At 65.1% G+C, this 19,533-nt stretch carries 15 protein-coding genes; 11 read left to right on the forward strand and 4 right to left on the reverse strand.

Annotated elements, in window-relative coordinates:
• The first annotated feature begins 166 nt into the window (after window positions 1-166).
• The 3 genes from ileS to HMPREF2791_RS06195 all read left to right on the forward strand — a co-directional run bounded on the left by ileS (window position 167) and on the right by HMPREF2791_RS06195 (window position 6,451).
• Window positions 167-3,343 (forward strand): isoleucine--tRNA ligase, encoded by a 3,177-nt coding sequence (ileS, locus tag HMPREF2791_RS06185; RefSeq protein ID WP_070844750.1) that lies wholly within the window; start codon window positions 167-169, stop codon window positions 3,341-3,343.
• 383 nt (window positions 3,344-3,726) lie between these two features.
• On the forward strand, window positions 3,727-5,025 hold the full coding sequence (locus HMPREF2791_RS06190; RefSeq protein ID WP_070844751.1) for an HNH endonuclease signature motif containing protein: 1,299 nt from the start codon (window positions 3,727-3,729) through the stop codon (window positions 5,023-5,025).
• Window positions 5,026-5,068: 43 nt separating this feature from the next.
• Window positions 5,069-6,451 (forward strand): DNA polymerase IV, encoded by a 1,383-nt coding sequence (locus HMPREF2791_RS06195; RefSeq protein ID WP_070844752.1) that lies wholly within the window; start codon window positions 5,069-5,071, stop codon window positions 6,449-6,451.
• Here HMPREF2791_RS06195 and HMPREF2791_RS06200 read toward each other — a convergent pair.
• Window positions 6,440-7,330, reverse strand: coding sequence for an asparaginase (locus HMPREF2791_RS06200; RefSeq protein ID WP_070844753.1), 891 nt, complete (start codon window positions 7,328-7,330; stop codon window positions 6,440-6,442). The two genes, HMPREF2791_RS06195 and HMPREF2791_RS06200, sit on opposite strands and share 12 nt — an antisense overlap.
• Window positions 7,331-7,404: 74 nt before the next feature.
• Here HMPREF2791_RS06200 and HMPREF2791_RS06205 point away from each other — a divergent pair, with 74 nt between their 5' ends.
• Window positions 7,405-7,998, forward strand: a complete 594-nt coding sequence (locus HMPREF2791_RS06205; RefSeq protein WP_070844754.1) for a WKL family lipoprotein — start codon at window positions 7,405-7,407, stop codon at window positions 7,996-7,998.
• On the opposite strand, the gene HMPREF2791_RS06210 is transcribed toward HMPREF2791_RS06205, so the two are convergent.
• Window positions 7,995-8,933, reverse strand: coding sequence for a DUF6263 family protein (locus HMPREF2791_RS06210; RefSeq protein WP_070844755.1), 939 nt, complete (start codon window positions 8,931-8,933; stop codon window positions 7,995-7,997). The genes HMPREF2791_RS06205 and HMPREF2791_RS06210 overlap by 4 nt on opposite strands.
• Before the next feature lie 72 nt (window positions 8,934-9,005).
• Here HMPREF2791_RS06210 and lspA point away from each other — a divergent pair, with 72 nt between their 5' ends.
• From lspA to dnaE, 7 genes are read left to right on the forward strand one after another with little or no spacing between them, the layout of a single operon-like run.
• Complete coding sequence (gene lspA / locus HMPREF2791_RS06215; RefSeq protein WP_070844756.1) at window positions 9,006-9,515, forward strand: signal peptidase II; 510 nt, start codon at window positions 9,006-9,008, stop codon at window positions 9,513-9,515.
• On the forward strand, window positions 9,505-10,434 hold the full coding sequence (locus HMPREF2791_RS06220) for an RluA family pseudouridine synthase (RefSeq protein WP_070475174.1): 930 nt from the start codon (window positions 9,505-9,507) through the stop codon (window positions 10,432-10,434). Before lspA ends, HMPREF2791_RS06220 begins: the two co-directional genes overlap by 11 nt.
• Entirely contained in the window at window positions 10,435-10,929 is a 495-nt protein-coding gene (locus HMPREF2791_RS06225) for a hypothetical protein (protein ID WP_070844757.1), read from the forward strand.
• 51 nt (window positions 10,930-10,980) lie between these two features.
• Complete coding sequence (locus HMPREF2791_RS06230) at window positions 10,981-12,687, forward strand: efflux RND transporter periplasmic adaptor subunit (RefSeq protein WP_141764933.1); 1,707 nt, start codon at window positions 10,981-10,983, stop codon at window positions 12,685-12,687.
• A complete protein-coding gene (locus HMPREF2791_RS06235; protein WP_371335896.1) occupies window positions 12,688-13,425 on the forward strand; it encodes an ABC transporter ATP-binding protein in 738 nt (245 codons plus the stop codon).
• Window positions 13,426-14,694 carry an ABC transporter permease gene (locus tag HMPREF2791_RS06240; protein ID WP_070844759.1) on the forward strand — a complete coding sequence of 423 codons (1,269 nt, stop codon included), beginning with the start codon at window positions 13,426-13,428 and terminating at the stop codon, window positions 14,692-14,694. It begins immediately after the preceding gene.
• 57 nt (window positions 14,695-14,751) lie between these two features.
• Window positions 14,752-18,312, forward strand: a complete 3,561-nt coding sequence (gene dnaE / locus HMPREF2791_RS06245; protein WP_070844792.1) for a DNA polymerase III subunit alpha — start codon at window positions 14,752-14,754, stop codon at window positions 18,310-18,312.
• A 73-nt stretch (window positions 18,313-18,385) separates the two neighbouring features.
• Here dnaE and HMPREF2791_RS06250 read toward each other — a convergent pair whose 3' ends face one another.
• Together HMPREF2791_RS06250 and HMPREF2791_RS12170 are read right to left on the reverse strand one after the other, a co-directional pair.
• Window positions 18,386-18,895 (reverse strand): hypothetical protein, encoded by a 510-nt coding sequence (locus tag HMPREF2791_RS06250; protein WP_070475178.1) that lies wholly within the window; start codon window positions 18,893-18,895, stop codon window positions 18,386-18,388.
• 36 nt (window positions 18,896-18,931) lie between these two features.
• Entirely contained in the window at window positions 18,932-19,468 is a 537-nt protein-coding gene (locus HMPREF2791_RS12170; protein WP_070475179.1) for a hypothetical protein, read from the reverse strand.
• Window positions 19,469-19,533: the final 65 nt, after the last annotated feature.

Consider the following 19,533-nt stretch of genomic DNA (forward strand, 5'->3'; position numbering starts at 1 on the left):
TCACCGGGGAGCGTATCCGGAAGAACGGCTTGTGCTTAATAGACCCGGACGTCACACACGGAAGACGTAACTTCCTTCACCGCAACGAAGTGGGGGCGCATCGCGCGCCCCAAGCAGGGTGGTACCGCGCAGCAATGCGTCCCTGCACGGCTGAAGGAGTGATGTCATGGTTGGCAACGTTTACCCCAAAGTGGACATGACCGGCGGCAGCGACCGCTTCCCGGAGATGGAACGCGTCGTCCTTGATTATTGGAACACGGACGGCACGTTCAAGGCGTCCCTGGAGCAGCGCGAGGGCTGCGAGGAGTACGTGTTCAACGACGGCCCGCCGTTCGCCAACGGCATGCCTCACTACGGCCATCTCCTCACCGGCTATGTCAAGGACATCGTGCCGCGTTTCCGCACCATGTCTGGTTACCACGTGCCGCGCGTGTTCGGCTGGGATTGCCACGGCCTGCCCGCAGAGCTTGAGGCGGAAAAGCAGCTCGAAATCACCGACAAAGCCCAGATCGAGGACATGGGCCTGGAGAAGTTCAACGAGTACTGCGCCAAGTCCGTCATGCACTACGCGGGCGAGTGGGAGGACTACGTCACCCGCCAAGCCCGCTGGGTGGATTTTGAAAACGGCTACAAGACGATGGACCCGGAGTACATGGAGTCCGTCATGTGGGCGTTCAAGGAGCTCTACGACAAGGGCCTGATCTACCAGGGCTTCCGCGTCCTGCCGTACTCCTGGGCCGAGCACACTCCGCTGTCTAACCAGGAGACCCGCCTGGACGATTCCTACCGTGACCGCCAGGACCCCACCGTCACGGTCACCTTGCCGTTCACCGGTGGGCGCGCAGGCTACGCGGCGGAAAAGACGTGGGCCGAGCATCCTGAGCTTCACGACGCCGCAGCTATCGCCTGGACCACGACCCCGTGGACCCTGCCTTCCAACCTGGCTCTGGCTGTCCACCCCGAGGTGGAGTACTCGCTTGTTAAGGTCGGTGCGGATGGGGCCGAAGGGTTCGTCGATAAGCAATTGCTTCTTGCCTCGACCCTGCTGGGCGCCTACGCGAAGGAGCTCGGTGAGTACGAGGTAGTGGCTACCTTTGAGGGCGCGCAGCTGGAGGGCCTGGAGTACGAGCCGGTCTTCGACTACTTCCGCGACCACGACAACGCGTTCATGATCCTCAACGCGGACTACGTGACCACCGAGGACGGCACCGGCGTGGTGCACCAGGCACCCGCCTTCGGTGAGGACGACATGCTCACCTGCCAAGAGTACGGCATCGACCTGGCCATCCCCGTCGACGCCGACGGCAAGTTCACCTCGCTCGTGCCGGAGTACGAGGGCAAGCTCGTCTTCGACGCGAACCGCGACATCATCCGCGACCTGCGCGCCAAGGGCCGCGTCGTGCGCGACCAGACCATCGTGCACTCCTACCCGCACTCCTGGCGCTCCGGCGAGCCGCTGATCTACATGGCGCTGCCGGCGTGGTTTGTGAAGGTCACCGACATCCGCGACCGCATGGTGGAGCTCAACCAGGAGATCGAGTGGATCCCCGCGCACATCCGCGACGGCCAGTTTGGCAAGTGGCTGGAAGGCGCGCGCGACTGGAACATCTCGCGCACCCGCTACTGGGGTTCGCCCGTGCCGGCGTGGGTTTCCGACAATCCGGACTACCCGCGCGTGGACGTCTACGGCTCCCTGGATGAGCTGGAGCGCGACTTCGGCACCCGCCCGAAGTCCCTGCACCGCCCGCACATCGACGAGCTGGTGCGCCCGAACCCGGACGACCCGACCGGCAAGTCCATGATGCGCCGCGTGCCGGACGTTCTGGATTGCTGGTTCGAGTCCGGTTCCATGCCGTTCGCGCAGTACCACTACCCGTTTGAGAACCGTGAGGAGTTCGACACCCGCCAGCCCGCGGACTTCATTGTGGAGTACTCCGGGCAGACCCGCGGCTGGTTCTACGTGCAGCACGTGCTGTCCACCGCGCTGTTCGACCGTGTGGCGTACAAGAAGGTCGTCGCTCACGGCATCGTGCTGGGCTCGGACGGGCAGAAGATGTCCAAGTCGAAGGGCAACTACCCGAACGTGATGGAGGTCTTCGACCGCGACGGCTCCGACGCGATGCGCTGGTTCCTCATGTCCTCGCCGATCCTGCGCGGTGGCAACCTGATCGTCACCGAGCAGGGCATCCGTGAGGGCGTGCGCCAGGCGCTGCTGCCGATTTGGAACGCGTACACGTTCCTGCAGCTGTACTCGTCCTCGGATGCTCAGTGGTCTGTGGATTCGGACAACGTGCTCGACCGCTACATCCTGGCCAAGACCCACGACATGGTGGCAGCTGTGGGCAAGGCGCTCGACGACACCCGCATCGCCGACGCCTGCGACGTGGTGCGTCGCTTCGCCGACACGCTGACCAACTGGTACGTGCGCCGCTCCCGCGACCGTTTCTGGGAGGGCCAGGAGGCGCACCCGGAGGCGTTTAATACGCTCTACACGGTGCTGGAGGTCGTCTCCCGCGCAGTGGCGCCGCTGCTGCCGTACGTCTCCGAGGTCATCTGGCGCGGGCTCACCGGCGGTCGTTCGGTGCATCTGACGGACTACCCGCAGGCCTCCGAGTTGCCGGCGGATGCCGAGCTGGTCGCCGCCATGGATGCGACCCGTGCGGTGTGCTCTGCGGCGTCGTCAGTGCGCAAGGCGAACAAGCTGCGCAACCGCCTGCCGCTGCCGAAGCTCACCGTCGCCCTGCCGGATTCGGCCAAGCTTGAGGCGTTCCGCTCCACCATCCGCGACGAGGTAAACGTGAAGGACGTCGCTTTGACTGACGACGTCGACGCGGCCGGATCCTTCGAAGTCGTCGTTAACGCGAAGGTGGCTGGCCCGTCGCTGGGTAGGGACGTGCAGCGCGCCATCAAGAACGTCAAGGCCGGCAACTACGAGCGCCGCGGCGACGATGTGGTGGTCGACGGCGACATCGTGCTCACCCCGGAGCTGTACACCGAGCGTCTGGTGGCGGAGAACCCGGAGAGCACCGCGCGTGTCGACGCCGACGGCACCGTCGGCCTGGTCGTCCTCGACACCGAGGTCACCGAGGAACTCGAGGCTGAGGGCTGGGCTGCCGACGTGATCCGCGGGCTGCAGGACGCCCGCAAGCGCGAGGGCTTCGACGTTTCCGACCGTATCGCTGTCGTGCTGGCCGTGCCGGCGGAGAAGAAGGAGTGGGCCCGCACCCACGCCGACCACATCGCCGCCGAAACCCTGGCGACATCCTTCGACGTGGTCACCGAGCCGGTCGAGGGTCACGACGTCATCGATGGTGTGACCGCCACTGTTCGTAAGAACAGCTAGGTTCTTTCGGGCTTGGGTCTCACTCGTGCAGAGTGGGCCCCTTTTTGTCTGCTCAGCGGGGGTGTCGCACCGTCGTTCGATGATTCGCACTATGCAGCTGCATAGTTTCTCGTGCCAATACTGGGGTGGCACCAACTATGCAGCGGCATAGTTTCTGGGGGTGTTTGTGTGGGGTGCTGACTATGCAGCTGCATAGTTTTTCTTGCCAACACTTGGTTGGCACCAACTATGCAGCTGCATAGTGAATGGGGTTTATGTTCGACTTCTGGGTAAGCGAAACCGCATGCGTTGTCCACTTCAATGGACATTTTCCGCAAAACCCTTGACTCGAACACATGAGCGTTCTATAAAAGTGTCAATGTTCATGAGTAAGGGGATCAACCATGACAATTGCGGTGGACGAACGGACAGAAGATCGAACGAGTGACCTGTCGGCAGAGGTGCTCGAGGACCAGATCAAGTGCAATCAATTGTCGGCGAACCACCACCGGGCGCGGATGCTCGATGCGGTGGGGCAGTTCGACGAACAGGGGCTTGCGGAACAGTACGGGGAGAAGTCGACGGCAACGTGGTTGCGCAGCGAGCTCAACCTCCCGCAGGCCACGGCATTCGAGTACGTGCGCGTGGCGCGAGGGCTGAGAAAGTTCAGGCTCTTGTTCGACGCATTTGAATCGGGGGTGATGCCGTATTCGACGGTTCGCTTCCTTCTCCAGTATTTGGAGGAGTGCAACGAGGAGCAATACGTCCAACTCGCGCTGAGCATGTCGTTCGCCGATCTCCAGCTTGTGCTTGCCGGGGCAAGACCCAAAGAGGAGGACCCGACTGAGCCGTATGCGCGCGCCCGCGAGTGCGACGACGGCATGCTTGCTTTCGAGGCGCGGCTTCCGGCGGTAGCTGGCCAAAAGCTTCTGACCGCGTTAAAGGTGGCCCAGCTTGCCAGTTTCGGTCTCGAGGATGTGGACCCAGATGATCTGCAGGATCCGGAGAAGGTGCAGAAGCTTATCGACGACGCAGCTGCCGCCGAAGACGCCGTCCCATCAGAGCAAGACCGCGCTCCGCGAAAGCGCACGAAGATCACCATGGACGACATCGTGCGTTCGGTGTCGCGGTACGGGCCTCCGGAAAAACAGGACGTTTACGGGGCGTTGTTGGCGATGATCGATATGGTTCGCGCGAACCCAAAGAGTCCGCTTCGCAGTCCAGGCGTGCAGGTCAACCTCATGGTCAACCAGTTTGGCCAATGTTGGATGCCGGAAAACCGCTCGGCCAGTTCTGAGGACGTGCGCAGCTACCTCGCCAACGCGATGGTGCGTTTGCACTTGCTGGATGACACGGGACTGACGATCCACGTTGGCCGTTCGCGGCGGTTCGCCACCGACGGCCAAGTGCAGGCACTGTTGGCAGTCTGGGGGTATCAATGCGCCATGCCTGGATGTTCGCATAGGCGCTTCATAGAAATGCACCACATAAAGGAGTGGGAGCACGGAGGTATGACTGATCTAGACAACCTGATCCCACTGTGCTCGAGCTGCCACTCTCAGGTGAGCCACGGAGTGATTGCCATCGAGCGCCAAGGAGCTGACCTGTTCTTCACGTTCAAAAACGGTGCCCGGTTCGTCTCGCGCAACAGAGGACTGCCGAGGCGGATGGAGTATGTCACCGGAGATTCGTTCGCCGTGTGATCGGATTGGAACATGGTGGTACCGGTGGTGCACAGTGGTGGACATGAACCGTTGGGTGCTGCACATCGACATGGATGCGTTCTACGCATCGTGCGAGCAGCTGACCCGCCCAACGCTCAAGGGGCGCCCCGTGCTGGTGGCGGGAGTGTCCGGCCGCGGCGTGGTCGCAGGCGCCAGTTACGAGGCGCGCAAGTACGGGGCGCACTCGGCGATGCCGACGCATCGGGCCGCACGGCTGGTGGGTTCAAAAGCGGTGCTGGTGGCGCCGCGCAGGCCGGTTTACGCGGTCGCGTCGCGCCGGGTGTTCGAGATCATCGGCAGATACGTGGACGTGGTGGAGCAGCTGTCCATCGACGAGGCGTTCATGGAACCGGAGAACTTGATCGGGGCGAGTCCGGAAGACGTGGAGCAATGGGCGAACGAGCTGCGGGCGGCGATCAAGGAAGAAACAGGCCTGCCCAGTTCGATCGGCGCGGGTCCAGGAAAGCAGTACGCCAAGATCGGCTCGGGCCGGGCGAAGCCGGACGGGGTCTTTGTCATTCCGCACGACCGGCAACTAGAGATCCTGCACCCGATGCCGGTCAGCGAGTTGTGGGGTGTGGGACCTGTGACTGAGTCGAAGCTGCTTAGTGCCGGGATTGAAACGATCGGGGATCTAGCAAACCTCAGCGAGAAAGAGCTGGACATTGCCATCGGAGGCGCGGTGGGCAGGCAGCTGTGGTGGTTGGCGCGCGGGGTGGATGAGCGGCCGGTGGCGCCGAGGGCGGAGTCGAAACAGATCTCCTCGGAACACACGTACCCGCAAGATTTGACCACCCCGCCGGAGGTGGACGCGGCGTTGGAACGAGCGGCTGCGGAATCACACCGCAGGCTGCGCAAGGATGGGCGCGGAGCACGCACCGTGACGGTGAAGCTGCGGATGGCAGACTTCCGCATCGAGTCGCGTTCGGCGACGCTGCCGTACGCCACCGACGACGCGGAGACGCTGCTGGCCACCGCGTTCCGAATCGTGCGCTACCCCGACGAGGTGGGCCCGATTCGGCTGGTGGGAGTGTCGTACTCCGGCCTGGAGGAGACGCTGCAGGACGTGCTGTTTCCGGAGTTGGATCAGGCGATTGTGAAGCCTTCGCCGGTGTCGGCAGACTATGAAACCGGCGTCAGCGACCACGAAACGCAACTCGACACGGAGGTGCACCGGGAGACCGCTCCGGAGCGCGGCGTGTGGCGCGCGACGCAGGACGTCTACCACCCGGATTACGGGCACGGCTGGGTCCAGGGGGCCGGCAAGGGGTGGGTGACGGTGCGGTTTGAAACGCGGGCGACGGGGCCGGGCAGGATCAAAAGCCTTCGTGCGGATGATCCGCAGCTCCAGCAAGCTGACCCGCTGGATTCGTTGGCGTGGGAGGAATGGTTCTCACAGCAGTGAGCGCGGGTCCACGCCGGTGGCCAGCGCGGTGGCCAGCGCGATGCGGGCCTGCCCGGCGCTGAGGTAGCCGGCGGGCAACGCGCCCAGGTCGCCGAGGGTGGAGCCGCCGCCGGCGCCGCCGTAGGCGAACGACACCTCGCCGTAGGGCACCGACGTTGCGACGACCACAGGCACCCCGCGGCGCAGCAGCTTTGCGACGGCGCTGCCCATGTACGCCGACACATTGCCGGAGCCGAGGGCTTCTAAGACGAGCCCGTCGATGGGCCCGAGTGCGCGGATGAGGGCGTCATCGGCGCCTGCCCACGCGCGGATGATGGGGATGTTCAACCCGGCCAACGGCGCGGCAGGCACCGCCATGGGGCGGGGCAGGGGCGTGTCGCTGGTGAGGGTGAAGGCGTGCTCGGCGGTGGTTTGCGTCTTCATCAACCCGCGCGCCGGGAGGGTCTCGCCCGCGAAATGGACGAGCACGCCGCAGTCGCGCCGGGTGGCGGCCACCTCGATCGCGCCGCGCAGGTTGGCGGGGCCGTCGGGGGAGGCGTGGTCGGCGGAGCGCATCGCGCCGGTGAGCACAACGGGGCGGGGATCGGCGTGGACGAGGTCCAGCGCGAGGGCGGTCTCGGCCATGGAGTCGGTGCCGTGGGTGATGACGAGGGAGGCGGAGTCGTCGAGAAGCGAAGTGCGCACGGTTTCGCGCAGTAGGTCGATCTCAGCCAAGCCCATGGACGATGAGTCGAGGCTGGCCACATCGATGGCGCGCACCTGGCGCGTGGTGCCGCAGCGGGCGACGAGCTCGTCGCCGGTGAGCGTGGGCACGAGCGCGCCACGGTCGTTTGTGGTGGAGGCGATCGTGCCGCCGGTTGAGATGACTAACACGTTCATGCACACAGAGTGCCAGAAAGTTGCGGGTGTGCAGTAACGTGAAGCAAGAGATTTACGCTACGCAAGGAGAACACGTGAAAGCACCGAAACTTGTCGCAGCCGCAGCTGTCGCTGGCCTCGCACTGAGCTTGACGGCCTGCTCCGAGGATTCGGACACGACCGAAACCACCGCCGCATCCCAGGCGGCCTCCTCCGAGGCCGCGCCGGTGGCCGAAATGCCGACGGCGGAAGAGCTCAACGCTGTGCTGCAGCGCGCCGCTGACCCGAACCTGCCCATCGCCGAGCGTGCGAATACCGTGCAGGGCGGCGAAACCACGCCGGAGCTGTTCGACCTGATGACGCAGTCGCAGCAGGAATCCGGCGCGAACTTCCAGGTGGTCAACCCGGTGCTGCCGGGCTACACCGCCAACTCGGTGCTGGCCACCGTGAACTTCACCCGCCCGAACGCGGAGTCCCAGCTGGCGGAGGACGTGGAGTTCATCAACGAAGGCGGCCAGTGGAAGATCTCCCAGAGCTGGGCTTGCTTCCTGGTCAGCAACACCCTTGCCCCGGAGCAGGTGCCGGACATGTGCAAGACCGGGGCGCCGGCCGCCCCTGAGGCACCGGCCGAAGCGCCGGCTGAGCAGGCTCCAGCAGAGCAGGCGCCGGCCGAAGCTCCGGCGCTCTAAGCTCCGTACTGCACAGCGCGGGTGATGTCTTGGACCACCCGCGCTTTGTCGTCTCCGCCGTAGATCAGGCGCGTGGTCCAAGCGGTCTGGCCGGACACCGGCAGCGGGCGGGTCAGGTCCACCACGATCTGGCCTTCGGAAGTGGTGCGCGAGGAATCCACCTGCACGCTTTCGCCCTCGAGCTCACCGGGGCCGTCGATGGTGACGTTGTTGTTCTGGGGGCGCTCCTCAACCTTCGTATCCAGCGTCAGCGTGTCGCCTTCGCGGGAGATCAGCGTGTAGGTGGTGGTACGCGTCATCGCGGTGTCGCCCGCGACGCGGCTTTCCACGGTCCAGGTCGCACCGGGGCCGATCGGCTCGTCGGGGAAGACGACGGAGTTGTTGATTAAGGAGATGAGGGTGGGCTCGACAAGCTGGAGGCCGCGCTGCGGCGCGTCGGCGGGTGCGAGCAGTTTGAGAGTGGAGATGCGGCCGGTGTCCTCGGTGCGCCAGCTCATGCGGAACCCCTCGGAGGCGGCGACGTCCTGGCCGATGTCCAGGTCGGAGTGCTTGCCGGAGCCGACGACGAAGTCGATGCGGGAGTCCGCGACTTCCTCGCCGTCGCCCGGATCGGGGGCATCGCCGGCTGTGACCGTCAGCGGCAGGGTGGTTTTGTTCACGTCCCCGCCGGCGGGGACGTCCGCAACCTCGGCTTCACCCGGGGCGGCCACGTGCTGGTCCACGCCGGCGGACACGGCAACGGCGGTGTCCCACTCCGCGTCCGGGGAGTAGCGCACCTCCTCCGGGTTTTCGCCGGGGTTGACCAGGGTGACCGAAGGGGCGTCGATAGGAAATGCTGGCACCCCCGCAACCGGATCGTCCTCGGCGGAGGAGCATGCGGTGAGCGCGAGGGTGAGGGTAGCGGCGGCGGTGATACTGCGGAGGGGGCGGAACATTCTTCAAAAGCTACCTGTCGCGCGCAGCGGAATACAGGCAGGCCGTCCGCGACCGGCTAAAGTGGGTCGGCGATGAAGCAGGACACGACAGCACAACGCACCCCCCGCTACCTCGCCTTGGTGGTGGCGGTCATGCTCGCGGTCGCCGCGGTGGACCAGGGCGTCAAGCAGCTGATGCTGAACTGGCTGGAGCCCGGGGTGGCGCAGCCGGTGATCGGGGACTGGTTCCGCTTCTACCTGCTGTTCAACTCCGGCGCGGCGTTTTCGATGGGGGAGAACCTCACCTGGTTGTTCACCGCGATCCAGCTGGCGTTCGTGCTGGGTGCGCTGTGGTTTGGGCCGAAAATGACCTCGAAGTGCGAGGCGCTGGGCCTGGCACTTGTGGCCGGCGGCGCGCTGGGCAACCTGATCGACCGGTTGTTCCGGGATCCTGGATTCTGGTTCGGGCACGTGGTGGACTACATCTCTGTGGGAAGCTTTGCGGTGTTCAACTTGGCGGACGCCGCGATCACGGTCGGCGTGGTGGTGTTCATCCTGGGCACGATCGCGGCGGAGATGAAGGGAGGCAGCGATGGGCGGTGAGTTCAGGGCCCTGCCCGTGCCTGAGGGGCTCGAGGGGATGCGGGTGGACGCGGCGATCGCCAAACTCTTCGGCGTCTCCCGCTCCGTCGCAGCCGAGATGACGGCGGAGGGCGATGTGCTTGTCGACGGAGCTGCCGCCCAGAAATCCGACCGCGTCACCTCAGGCGCGATGCTGGAAGTCACCCTCCCTGAGCCGAAGCGCGCGCCGCAGCCGGTGGCTGAGCTGGTGGAAGGCCTGGAGATTCTCTACAGGGACGCGGATGTGATCGCCGTGGACAAACCGGTGGGCGTAGCTGCGCACCCGACGCTGGGCTGGGAAGGCCCGGATGTCGTCGGCGGGCTGCAGGCGATGGGTTTCACCTTGCCGGACGCCGGGCCCCCGGAGCGTCAAGGCATCGTGCAGCGCCTCGACGTCGGCACCTCCGGCGTGATGATCGTGGCGGCGAGCGTGCCCGCCTACTCCGTGCTCAAGCGCGCCTTCAAGGAGCGCACGGTGGACAAAACCTACCACGCGCTGGTCCAGGGGCTGCCGGACCCGATTGAGGGCACCATCGATGCACCGATTGCGCGCCACCCGTCGGCAGGCTGGAAGTTCGCCGTCACCCAGGACGGCCGCCCGAGCGTGACCCACTACAGCGTCATCGAGGCCTTTCGCCGCGCGAGCCTTCTGGACATCCACCTGGAAACCGGGCGCACCCACCAGATTCGCGTGCACATGTCCTCGGTGGGGCACCCCTGCGTGGGCGACCCGATGTACGGCTCGGACCCGAACCTGGCCAAGGAGCTGGGCCTGAAGCGCCAGTGGCTGCACGCCACCAAGCTGGGTTTTACCCACCCGCGCACCGGCGAGTACATGGAGGTCGCCTCCGAGTACCCGGAGGATCTGCGCACCGCGCTGGATAAAGTGCGGAACGGCTAGATGCGCGCACTCGCCGTGGCGCTCGCGCTGGTGGCCGGGTTCTGGCTGGTCGGCGCGGCCAACCCGCCCGCCCCGCCCGTGCTGCAGGGCGACAGGTTAGGCCCGGAGGACGGGGAGACGATACAGCAGTACGCCCAGCGCGCAGCCGGCACTCTCGATCACGAGGAGGCGTCCTTCGCGCTGGTCACCTTCGCCCGCCCGCTAGGCCCCGACGAGGCTGCCGCAGCGCTTGCCCCGGCACCCCGCGTGAGTGCACTCGTGGTGCCGGGGGAGGCTCCGGTGGTGGTCCCGGAGGCGTCGGTAGGCACAATGCGTATCGACGTCCTCCGGTCCGCCACCACCTCCCCCATTGCCGGAGCAGTAGTGTTTGCCCCGCGCACACAACTCGAGCAGATGAACGCCACGGACACTGTCTTCGCTGTGGAAATGCTGCCAGCGGACGCGGTGTGGGGAGCATTTTCCATCACTACTTCCGCGACACGTGGGGGTGTATAGTTTGCGGAGTTGTACGCAGGCCCGTTTTGCACCGTTAGGCAAGGAGAGCTCTTGACTTCCTCTACCGAAAACTCGACCGGACACAAGCGTCTCACCCGAGCAGGGCTTGCGCTGGTGACAACCTCCGCACTCTTCCTCGGCGCCTGCGGTTTCGGCGGAGGCGGCGACGACAGTGCTGAGGGGGCAGGGCTGAACCCCGGCGACTACACCGTGGCCACCAACGAGGGTGTGTCAGACAGCGTTGTGGTCAACGGCACGGTTGAGCCGATCCGCTCTGTGAACATTTCCACCGCGGTGCAGTCCGAGGTGGAAAAAGTGGCAGTTAAGGCTGGCGACCGCGTGCAGCCGCAGCAGTTCCTGGCCAGCATGAACTCGGAGCAGCTGGAGCGCCAGCTGGAGGTGCAGCAGAAGCAGCAGGCCAACGCGCAGGCGGATGCCCAGGCGCAGGTGGATCAGGCGCGCGCGGCCCTGAATGCTCATCAGGAGAGCGTGAACAACGGCACCAACGAGGCCATCCGCGCCGCCCAGGCGCAGGTCAACCAGGCGCAGGCGGCGTACGACGCGGCTGTGGCCGCTAACGGCGGTGCCCGGATTGTCAACCGCGGTATTGCGGCCGTCGAGCGGGCCGCCGGCGATATTTCCTCGAACCTGGGCATCAAGACGGCGCCTCCGGCGGCGCCGCAGCCCCCGGCGGCACCGGCAGTGCCCGATCAGGCTCCCGCGCCGGGTGCGCCGGGCCAGCCGGGTGGGCTGAGCCCCGAGCAGCTGGCGCAGCTGACGGGGGAGAACGCTGGCGGCGGTGGCGGCGCTGCCGTGGGCGCGAATTTGAGCGTCGAAGAAGCCAGCGCGGCGCTGGAGGACGCGAAGGCCGGCCTGGCTGCTGCGCGTTCGGCAGCGGCGCAGGAAGGCAACCAGCTGCAGGCGCAGTTGGATTCCGCCACGCGCCAGGCGGAGACTGCACAGCTCGGCGACGGTGACGGCACCCTGGAGTACCAGGTGCGCGAATCCACCATCTACGCCCCGATGGCGGGCCTGGTCACCAGCGTGGACGTGCGCGAGGGCGACATCCCGCAGGGCAAGCTGCTCACCATCGCGGACGATTCCCGCTTGGTCATCCGCACCGACGTGCGCGAATCGGATGTGCCCAACATTAAGGAAGGCGACCGGGTGGAGTTCACCACCACCGCGACCGGCAAGAAGACGTTTAAGGGTCGCGTCACCCGCATCGCGCCGGCGTCCGATTCCGTCGCCAGCGGCAACGAGAACCCGATGCAAGGCATGCAGCAGCAGGGCAACAACAAGTCCAACGAGGTGACCTTCCCAGTGGAGATCGAGGTCACCGGCGACAAGGAAGGCCTGCTGCTCGGCGGCTCCGCCCGCGCGGAGATCATCACCGCCGAGGCGAAGGACGCGCTGAACGTGCCGCTGGACGCCGTCTACGGCGAGGACAACGACCAGAAGGTGCTCGTGCTGGCCACGGACGGCGACGATGCGACATCCGGCACCGTCGAGGAGCGCAAGGTGAAAACCGGCGCCTCCAACGACGTGGACGTCGCGGTCACCGGTGGCGAACTCGAGCCTGGCGACATCGTGATCAATTGGCCGGAGGAGTACCAGGGCCGCCTCGGCGAGACCGTCGAGATCACGGACCCGAACTTCAACGCGGACCAAGTGCGCCAGGCGCGGGAGAAGAAAGAGCGCACCACGGCCACGGTGACGGTCACCAGCACCCGTCGTGCGGCCGAGGGGCAGCAGTAAATGACGGAGGCTCCCAAACACGGCGGCATGGCCGATTCCGGCCTGCTCATCGACATGCGCAATGTGGTGAAAACCTACAACGAGGGCGAACCCAGCGAGCTGACGGTGCTGCACGGGGTGGACTTCTACGCCGACCAGGGCGAGTTCGTCTCCATCGTCGGTCCGTCCGGCTGCGGCAAGTCCACGTTGATGAACTTGATCGGCATGCTGGATAGGCCCACCGAGGGCGCCTACGCCTTCAACGGCGAGCCGGTCTACGCCAAAGAAGACAAAGAGCTCGCGTCCTACCGCAGCAAGAACATCGGCTTCATCTTCCAGAACTTCAACTTGATCGGGCGCATGGATGCGCTGCAGAACGTGGCCATGCCCATGATGTACGCCGGCGTGGAGCGCAAGGAGCGCGAGGAACGTGCCGCCGAGCTGCTGGACCGGATGGGCATGGGCGATCGCCTGCACCACAACCCGAATGAACTGTCTGGCGGCCAGAAGCAGCGTGTGGCTATCGCGCGCAGCCTGGCCAACGACCCGGACTTGCTGCTCGCGGACGAGCCCACCGGCGCGCTGGACTCCAAGACCGGCCGTATGGTGATGGATCTGTTCCACGAGCTGAACCAAGACTTGGGCAAGGCCATCGTGTTTATTACCCACAACCCTGAGCTCGCTGAAGAGACCGGGCGCGTGGTGGAAATGATGGACGGCCGCATTGCCGGCGTGCGTCAACCGGGAGGGGCGAGCTAGATGAACATCCGTGAATCGATGCGGCTGGCCGTGTCCAGCCTGAACACCAACAAGCTGCGCTCGCTGCTGACATTGTTGGGCATCATCATCGGCATCATGGCCGTGATCATCATCATGACGCTCGGCCGCGCTCTGGAAAACGACGTCATGGGCGGGCTCGAAGACGCCGGCACCACCACCTATCCGGTCATGGTGCACGAGCGCCCCGAAGAGGGCGAGGGCAGCGACGACCCGTTCGCGGGATTCGGCATGGCCCCGCCGTCGGATGAGCGCGACGGCATGAGCCTGGACGACCTCAACGACCTGTCCGCCACCTTCGGCGACCGGGTCCGCGGCGTGGACATCGACGTCTCCGGCCAGGGCGAGGCCAGCACCGGCGACAACTCGATCTCCGTCGGTATCAACCCCGCGCTCACCGGCTCGCTGGATCTGCGCAGCCTGAAGGTGCAGTACGGCCGCGGCATCACGCAGGACATGCTCGACGGCCGCCGCCCCGTCGCGGTGGTGTCACCGGAGCTTGTGGAGTCGCTTTTTAACGGCGATTCTGCCGCCGCCCTCGGCTCCCGCTTCGACGTGGACGTGGACGGCACCACCAGCGTGTTCACCATCGTCGGTGTGCTGGAGCGGGCAGAGAAGGACCCCGCGTTCGGGCAGTCCGCGGCCGCCGAGATCTTCATCCCGGCCACGTCGGCGGACCGGGTTGGGCTGGACGCCAGCTGGACACCGTCGTTTAGCGTGCGCTCCTCACCCGAAGAAGACCCGGAGGTCTTCCGCAACGATTTGCAGTCCTACCTCGACCGCAAGTACGCGGGCAACGAAAACTATGAGGCCGAGGTCTTCGATATTTCCGCGAGCCTTGAAGGCCTGACCACGATCTTCCGCACCCTGTCCACGGTGTTGTCCGCCATCGGCGGCATCTCCCTGCTCGTCGGCGGCATTGGCGTGATGAACATCATGCTCATCACCGTCACGGAGCGCACCCGCGAGATCGGTGTGCGCAAGGCCCTGGGCGCGACGCAAAACGACATCCGCGTGCAGTTCATCGTCGAGGCGATGCTGGTCTGCCTCATCGGCGGCATTATCGGCGTGATCCTCGGCGGCGCGGTCGGCATGATCGCCAGCTCCGCGGTGCTGGACATGACGTGGCCGCCGCTGAGCGCAGTGATCTTCGCGCTGTTGTTCTCGCTTGCGACAGGTGTGTTCTTCGGCGCGTACCCCGCCTCGAAGGCAGCAAAGATGCAGCCTATCGACGCCCTCCGGTACGAATAACCGCACTGGTTTTCGAGGGGATTCGCGCGTGTCGGCGCGCCGTCTAAGATGAGCCGCATGGCCAAAAAATCCTCCTTCGTGCACCTGCATAACCACACCGAATTTTCCATGTTGGACGGCATGGCGAAGGTGGACATGCTCGCCGACGAAGTGGTCCGTCAGGGCATGCCCGCGGTGGGCATGACCGACCACGGCAACATGTTCGGCTCGAACGCGTTCTACCGCCGCATGGTGGATGCAGGGGTCAAGCCGATCATCGGCATCGAGGCCTATATGGCACCGGAGTCCCGTTTCAACAAAAAGCGCGTGCTGTGGGGCACCCCGGATCAGAAGCGCGACGACGTTTCCGCGTCCGGCGCGTACCTGCACCAGACGATGCTGGCGGAAAACGCCACGGGCCTGCGCAACCTGTTCAAGCTGTCGTCGTTGGCCTCCTACGAGGGGCAGTTGGGCAAGTGGCCGCGCATGGACGCGGAGCTGATTGCCGAGCACGCTGACGGCATCATCGCCACCACGGGTTGCCCGTCGGGCGATGTGCAGACTCGCCTGCGCCTGGGCCAGTACGACGCGGCACTGGAGGCCGCGGCGATGTGGCAGGACATCTACGGCAAAGACAACTACTTCCTGGAGCTGATGGACCACGGCCTGCACATCGAGCGGCGCGTGCGCGAGGACCTGCTGCGTATCGGCCAAGCGCTGGATCTGCCGCCGCTGGTGACCAACGACTGCCACTACGTGCTCGAGTCCCAGGCGCCGTCGCACGAGGCGATGCTGTGCGTGCAGACCGGCAAGACCTTGCTTGACCCGGACCGCTTCAAGTTCGACGGCACCGGCTACTACATCAAGTCCGCCGAGCAGATGCGCGAACTGTGGGATTCCACGGTGCCGGACGGCTGCGACAACACCTTGTGGATCGCGGAGCGAGTCGGCGACTACGGAGAGTTGTGGGAAGAGCACCCGCACGACCGCATGCCGATCGCGGACGTGCCGGAGGGCCACACACCGACGTCGTGGCTGCGCGAGGAAGTCCTGCGCGGGTTGAAGGAGCGCTTCGACGGAGGAGAGGTCCCGGAGGAGTACCTGACGCGCGCGAGCTACGAGATCGACGTCATCGACATGAAGGGCTACCCGTCGTACTTCCTCATCGTGGCGGAGCTGATCAAGCACGCCCGCGAGATTGGCATCCGCGTCGGTCCGGGCCGTGGTTCCGCGGCAGGTTCCCTGGTCGCGTACGCGTTGACGATTACCAACATCGACCCGATGGAGCACGGTCTGCTCTTCGAGCGATTCTTGAACCCGGAGCGTCCGTCCGCGCCGGATATCGATATCGACTTCGACGACCGCCGCCGCGGCGAGATGATCACCTACGCCGCCGAGCGCTGGGGCGAAGACAAGATCGCTCAGGTGATCACCTTCGGCACGGTGAAGACCAAGCAGGCGATTAAGGACTCGGCGAAGGTGAACTTCGGTCAGCCGGGCTTCCAGATGGCAGACCGCATCAACGGCGCGCTGCCGCCGGCGATCATGGCGAAGGACATTCCGCTGTCCGGCATCACCGATCCGGAGCACGAGCGCTACGCCGAGGCTGCGGAGGTCCGCTCGCTGATTGAGACGGATCCGGACGTGGCCAAGATCTATGAGACGGCCCGCGGCCTCGAGGGAGTGGTGCGCCAGGCGGGCGTGCACGCGTGTGCCGTGATTATGGCGTCGGTGCCGCTGATGGAGCACATCCCGATGTGGAAGCGCCCGGCGGACGGCGCGATCATCACCGGCTGGGACTACCCGGCGTGCGAGGCCATCGGCCTGCTGAAGATGGACTTCCTGGGCCTGCGTAACTTGACGGTGCTCGGCGACGCGTTGGAGAACGTGAAGAAAAACCGGGGCGAAACCATCGACCTAGAAGCACTGGACACCGACAACCAGGCGGTCTACGAACTCCTCTCGCGCGGCGACACCCTGGGCGTGTTCCAGCTGGACTCCGGCGGCATGCAGGAGCTGCTCAAGCGCATGAAGCCGACCGGCTTTAACGATATTGTCGCCTCGCTAGCGCTGTACCGCCCGGGCCCGATGGGTGTGAACGCCCACTGGGATTACGCGGACCGCAAGAACGGGCGCAAGCCGATCACGCCGATCCACCCGGAGCTGGAAGAGCCGCTCAAGGAGATCCTGGACGAGACCTACGGCCTGATCGTCTACCAAGAGCAGATCATGAACATCTCGCAAAAGGTGGCGAACTACACCGCTGGTCAAGCAGACGGCTTCCGCAAGGCGATGGGTAAGAAGAAGCCGGAGGTGCTGGCGAAGGAGTACGAGACATTTTCTGCCGGCATGTTCTCCAACGGCTACTCCAAGGAAGCCGTGGATGCGCTGTGGGGCACCATCGAGCCGTTCGCGTCCTACGCGTTCAACAAGTCTCACGCCGCGGGCTACGCGCTGGTGTCCTACTGGACCGCCTACATGAAGGCGAACTACGCCGCCGAGTACATGGCTGCACTGCTGACCTCTGTGGGCGACAAGAAGGACAAGTCTGCGATCTACCTGTCGGACTGCCGCCACCTGGGCATTAGCGTGCTGCAGCCGGACATCAACGAGTCCGAAGAAAACTTCATGGCTGTCGGCGAGGACATCCGTTACGGGCTTGCAGCCGTGCGCAACGTCGGCGTGGAAGTGGTGGAGTCCATCAAGAAGACCAGGAAGGAAAAGGGAGCCTTCACCAGCTTCTCCGACTACCTGGACAAGATCGAGCTTGCGGCCTGCAACAAGCGAATTACTGAATCACTGATCAAGGCCGGCGCGTTCGACTCGCTGGAGCACCCGCGTAAGGGGCTCATGCTCATTCAGGAAGATGCGGTTGACTCTGTCCTTGCCACAAAGAAGGCGGCGGACAAGGGACAGTTCGACCTCTTCGCCGGCTTCGGTGGGGAAGAAGGTGCCGACAACTCCGCGTTCACCATCGAGGTACCTGACGACGAATGGGACCGAAAACACAAGCTCGCACTGGAGCGCGAGATGCTCGGCCTGTACGTCTCCGGCCACCCGCTCGACGGCTTCGAGGAGGCCATCGACGCGCAGACGGACACGCAGCTGACCACAATCCTGTCCGGCGAGATGCGCAACGGGGCAGAGGTGACCATCGGCGGGCTGATCTCTTCCGTGGACCGCCGCTTCTCCAAGAAGGACGGCTCGCCGTGGGCGATTGTCACCATTGAGGACCACCACGGCGCCCAGGTGGACGTACTGCTGTTTAATAAGGTGTACGCGCTGGTCGCTCCGCAGATCGTGGAGGACAACATCATCCTGGTCAAGGCGCACGTGTCCATCCGGGACGACCGCATGAGCCTGTTCGGCGACGACGTGAAGGTGCCTGAGCTCGGCCCCGGCAACGGTGCGGGCCTGCCGCTGCGTCTGACCATGCGCACCGACCAGTGCACGGCAGAAAACATCGCGAAACTCAAGGGCGTGCTGGTGAACAACGCCGGCGATTCCGACGTGTACCTGAACCTGGTCAACGGCGACAACAGTCAGCTGATGATCCTGGGCGACCACCTGCGTGTGAACCGGTCCGCCAGCTTGATGGGCGATTTGAAGGCGACACTGGGTGCCGGAATTTTAGGCTAGTGTCTGGCCCTAGAGAAGCGGAAAGCCCGTCCGGTGGGGACCGGACGGGCGCTCGGCTTGCGAGAAAGCAGCTCTACTTATTCGAGCCTGCCATCTTCTTGAGGCTCTCTTTCAGGCCTGGGACTGCGCCCACGACCACCATGATGGAGCTGATCGCCGCTGCGAGTGCGGTGACCCACAGCGAGATCTTGCCGATCACTTCGAGCGCCTGATCCTCGTAGGAGGACGGCTGCAGCCATGCCGGTGGGGTGTAGGTCGCCGTCGGGGTGTTGGTTACGACGTTCGTGCCGGTCGGCTTCTCCTTTTCGGTAGTTGCCGGGGTGGTGGTAGCCGGGGTGGTGGTGCCGGTCGGCTCAACCACCGACGGGCCCTCCTTGGTGGGGGCCGGCTCGTCAGCACTGGTAGGCGTCGTCGTAGAGGTGGCGGTCGTCTCAGATTCCTTAGTGGCCGAGGTAGTCGGCTCTGCGGTATTGGACGTGGTCGTCGTCGAAGTATCAGCTTCGGCGGCGGCTGCGGCCCCCGCGAGGGAGCCGGCTGCGATAGCGGTGGCCGCGAAGGACACGGCTACGAAACGGGACTTCATTGATTGACCTTCCTCAGGCGAAAGAGAGTTGGTGGATTAGAAGGGGAGGTTCGGAAGCTGGAAGTTGGGCAGCTGAACCTTCGGGGTGTGCAGGTGCGGCAGACCCAGGCCGAACTGAGCGTTGACCATGTCGATGATCTTGTTCGCACCGCGCGGGTCGGAGAACACGATCAGGGTGGTGGTCAGCACAGCACCCAGGGTGCCGGAGAAGATGCCGACGATGGTGCCCTGGGAGGAGCCGGAGCTCTTCTGCTCCGGCTTCGGAGCCGGGGTGGTCGGCTGAGTCGGCTCGGTCGGGGTGGTCGGCTGAGTCGGCTCGGTCGGCTCAGTCGGGGTGGTCGGCTGAGTCGACTCGGTCGGCTGAGTCGGCTCGTCGGTCGGCTCAGACGGGGTGGTGGTCTCGCTGGCCGGCTCAGACGGGGGGGTGGTCTCGCTGGCCGGCTCAGACGGGGTGGTGGTCACCGTAGCGGTTTCGGTGGTCGTAGCTGCAGTGTTCTCCTGAGCCATCGCCGGGACGGTGGCCAGCGACAAAGCGGTTGCGGCAGCCACGGCTGCAGTGGAAATGCGCTTCATATGTTCTCTTATTCTCCTCGTAGAAGATCCAAAACAGTCGATGCGGACGCTGTGCCCGACATGAC

This window comes from Corynebacterium sp. HMSC034A01 (assembly GCF_001838175.1).
GTDB lineage: Bacteria > Actinomycetota > Actinomycetes > Mycobacteriales > Mycobacteriaceae > Corynebacterium.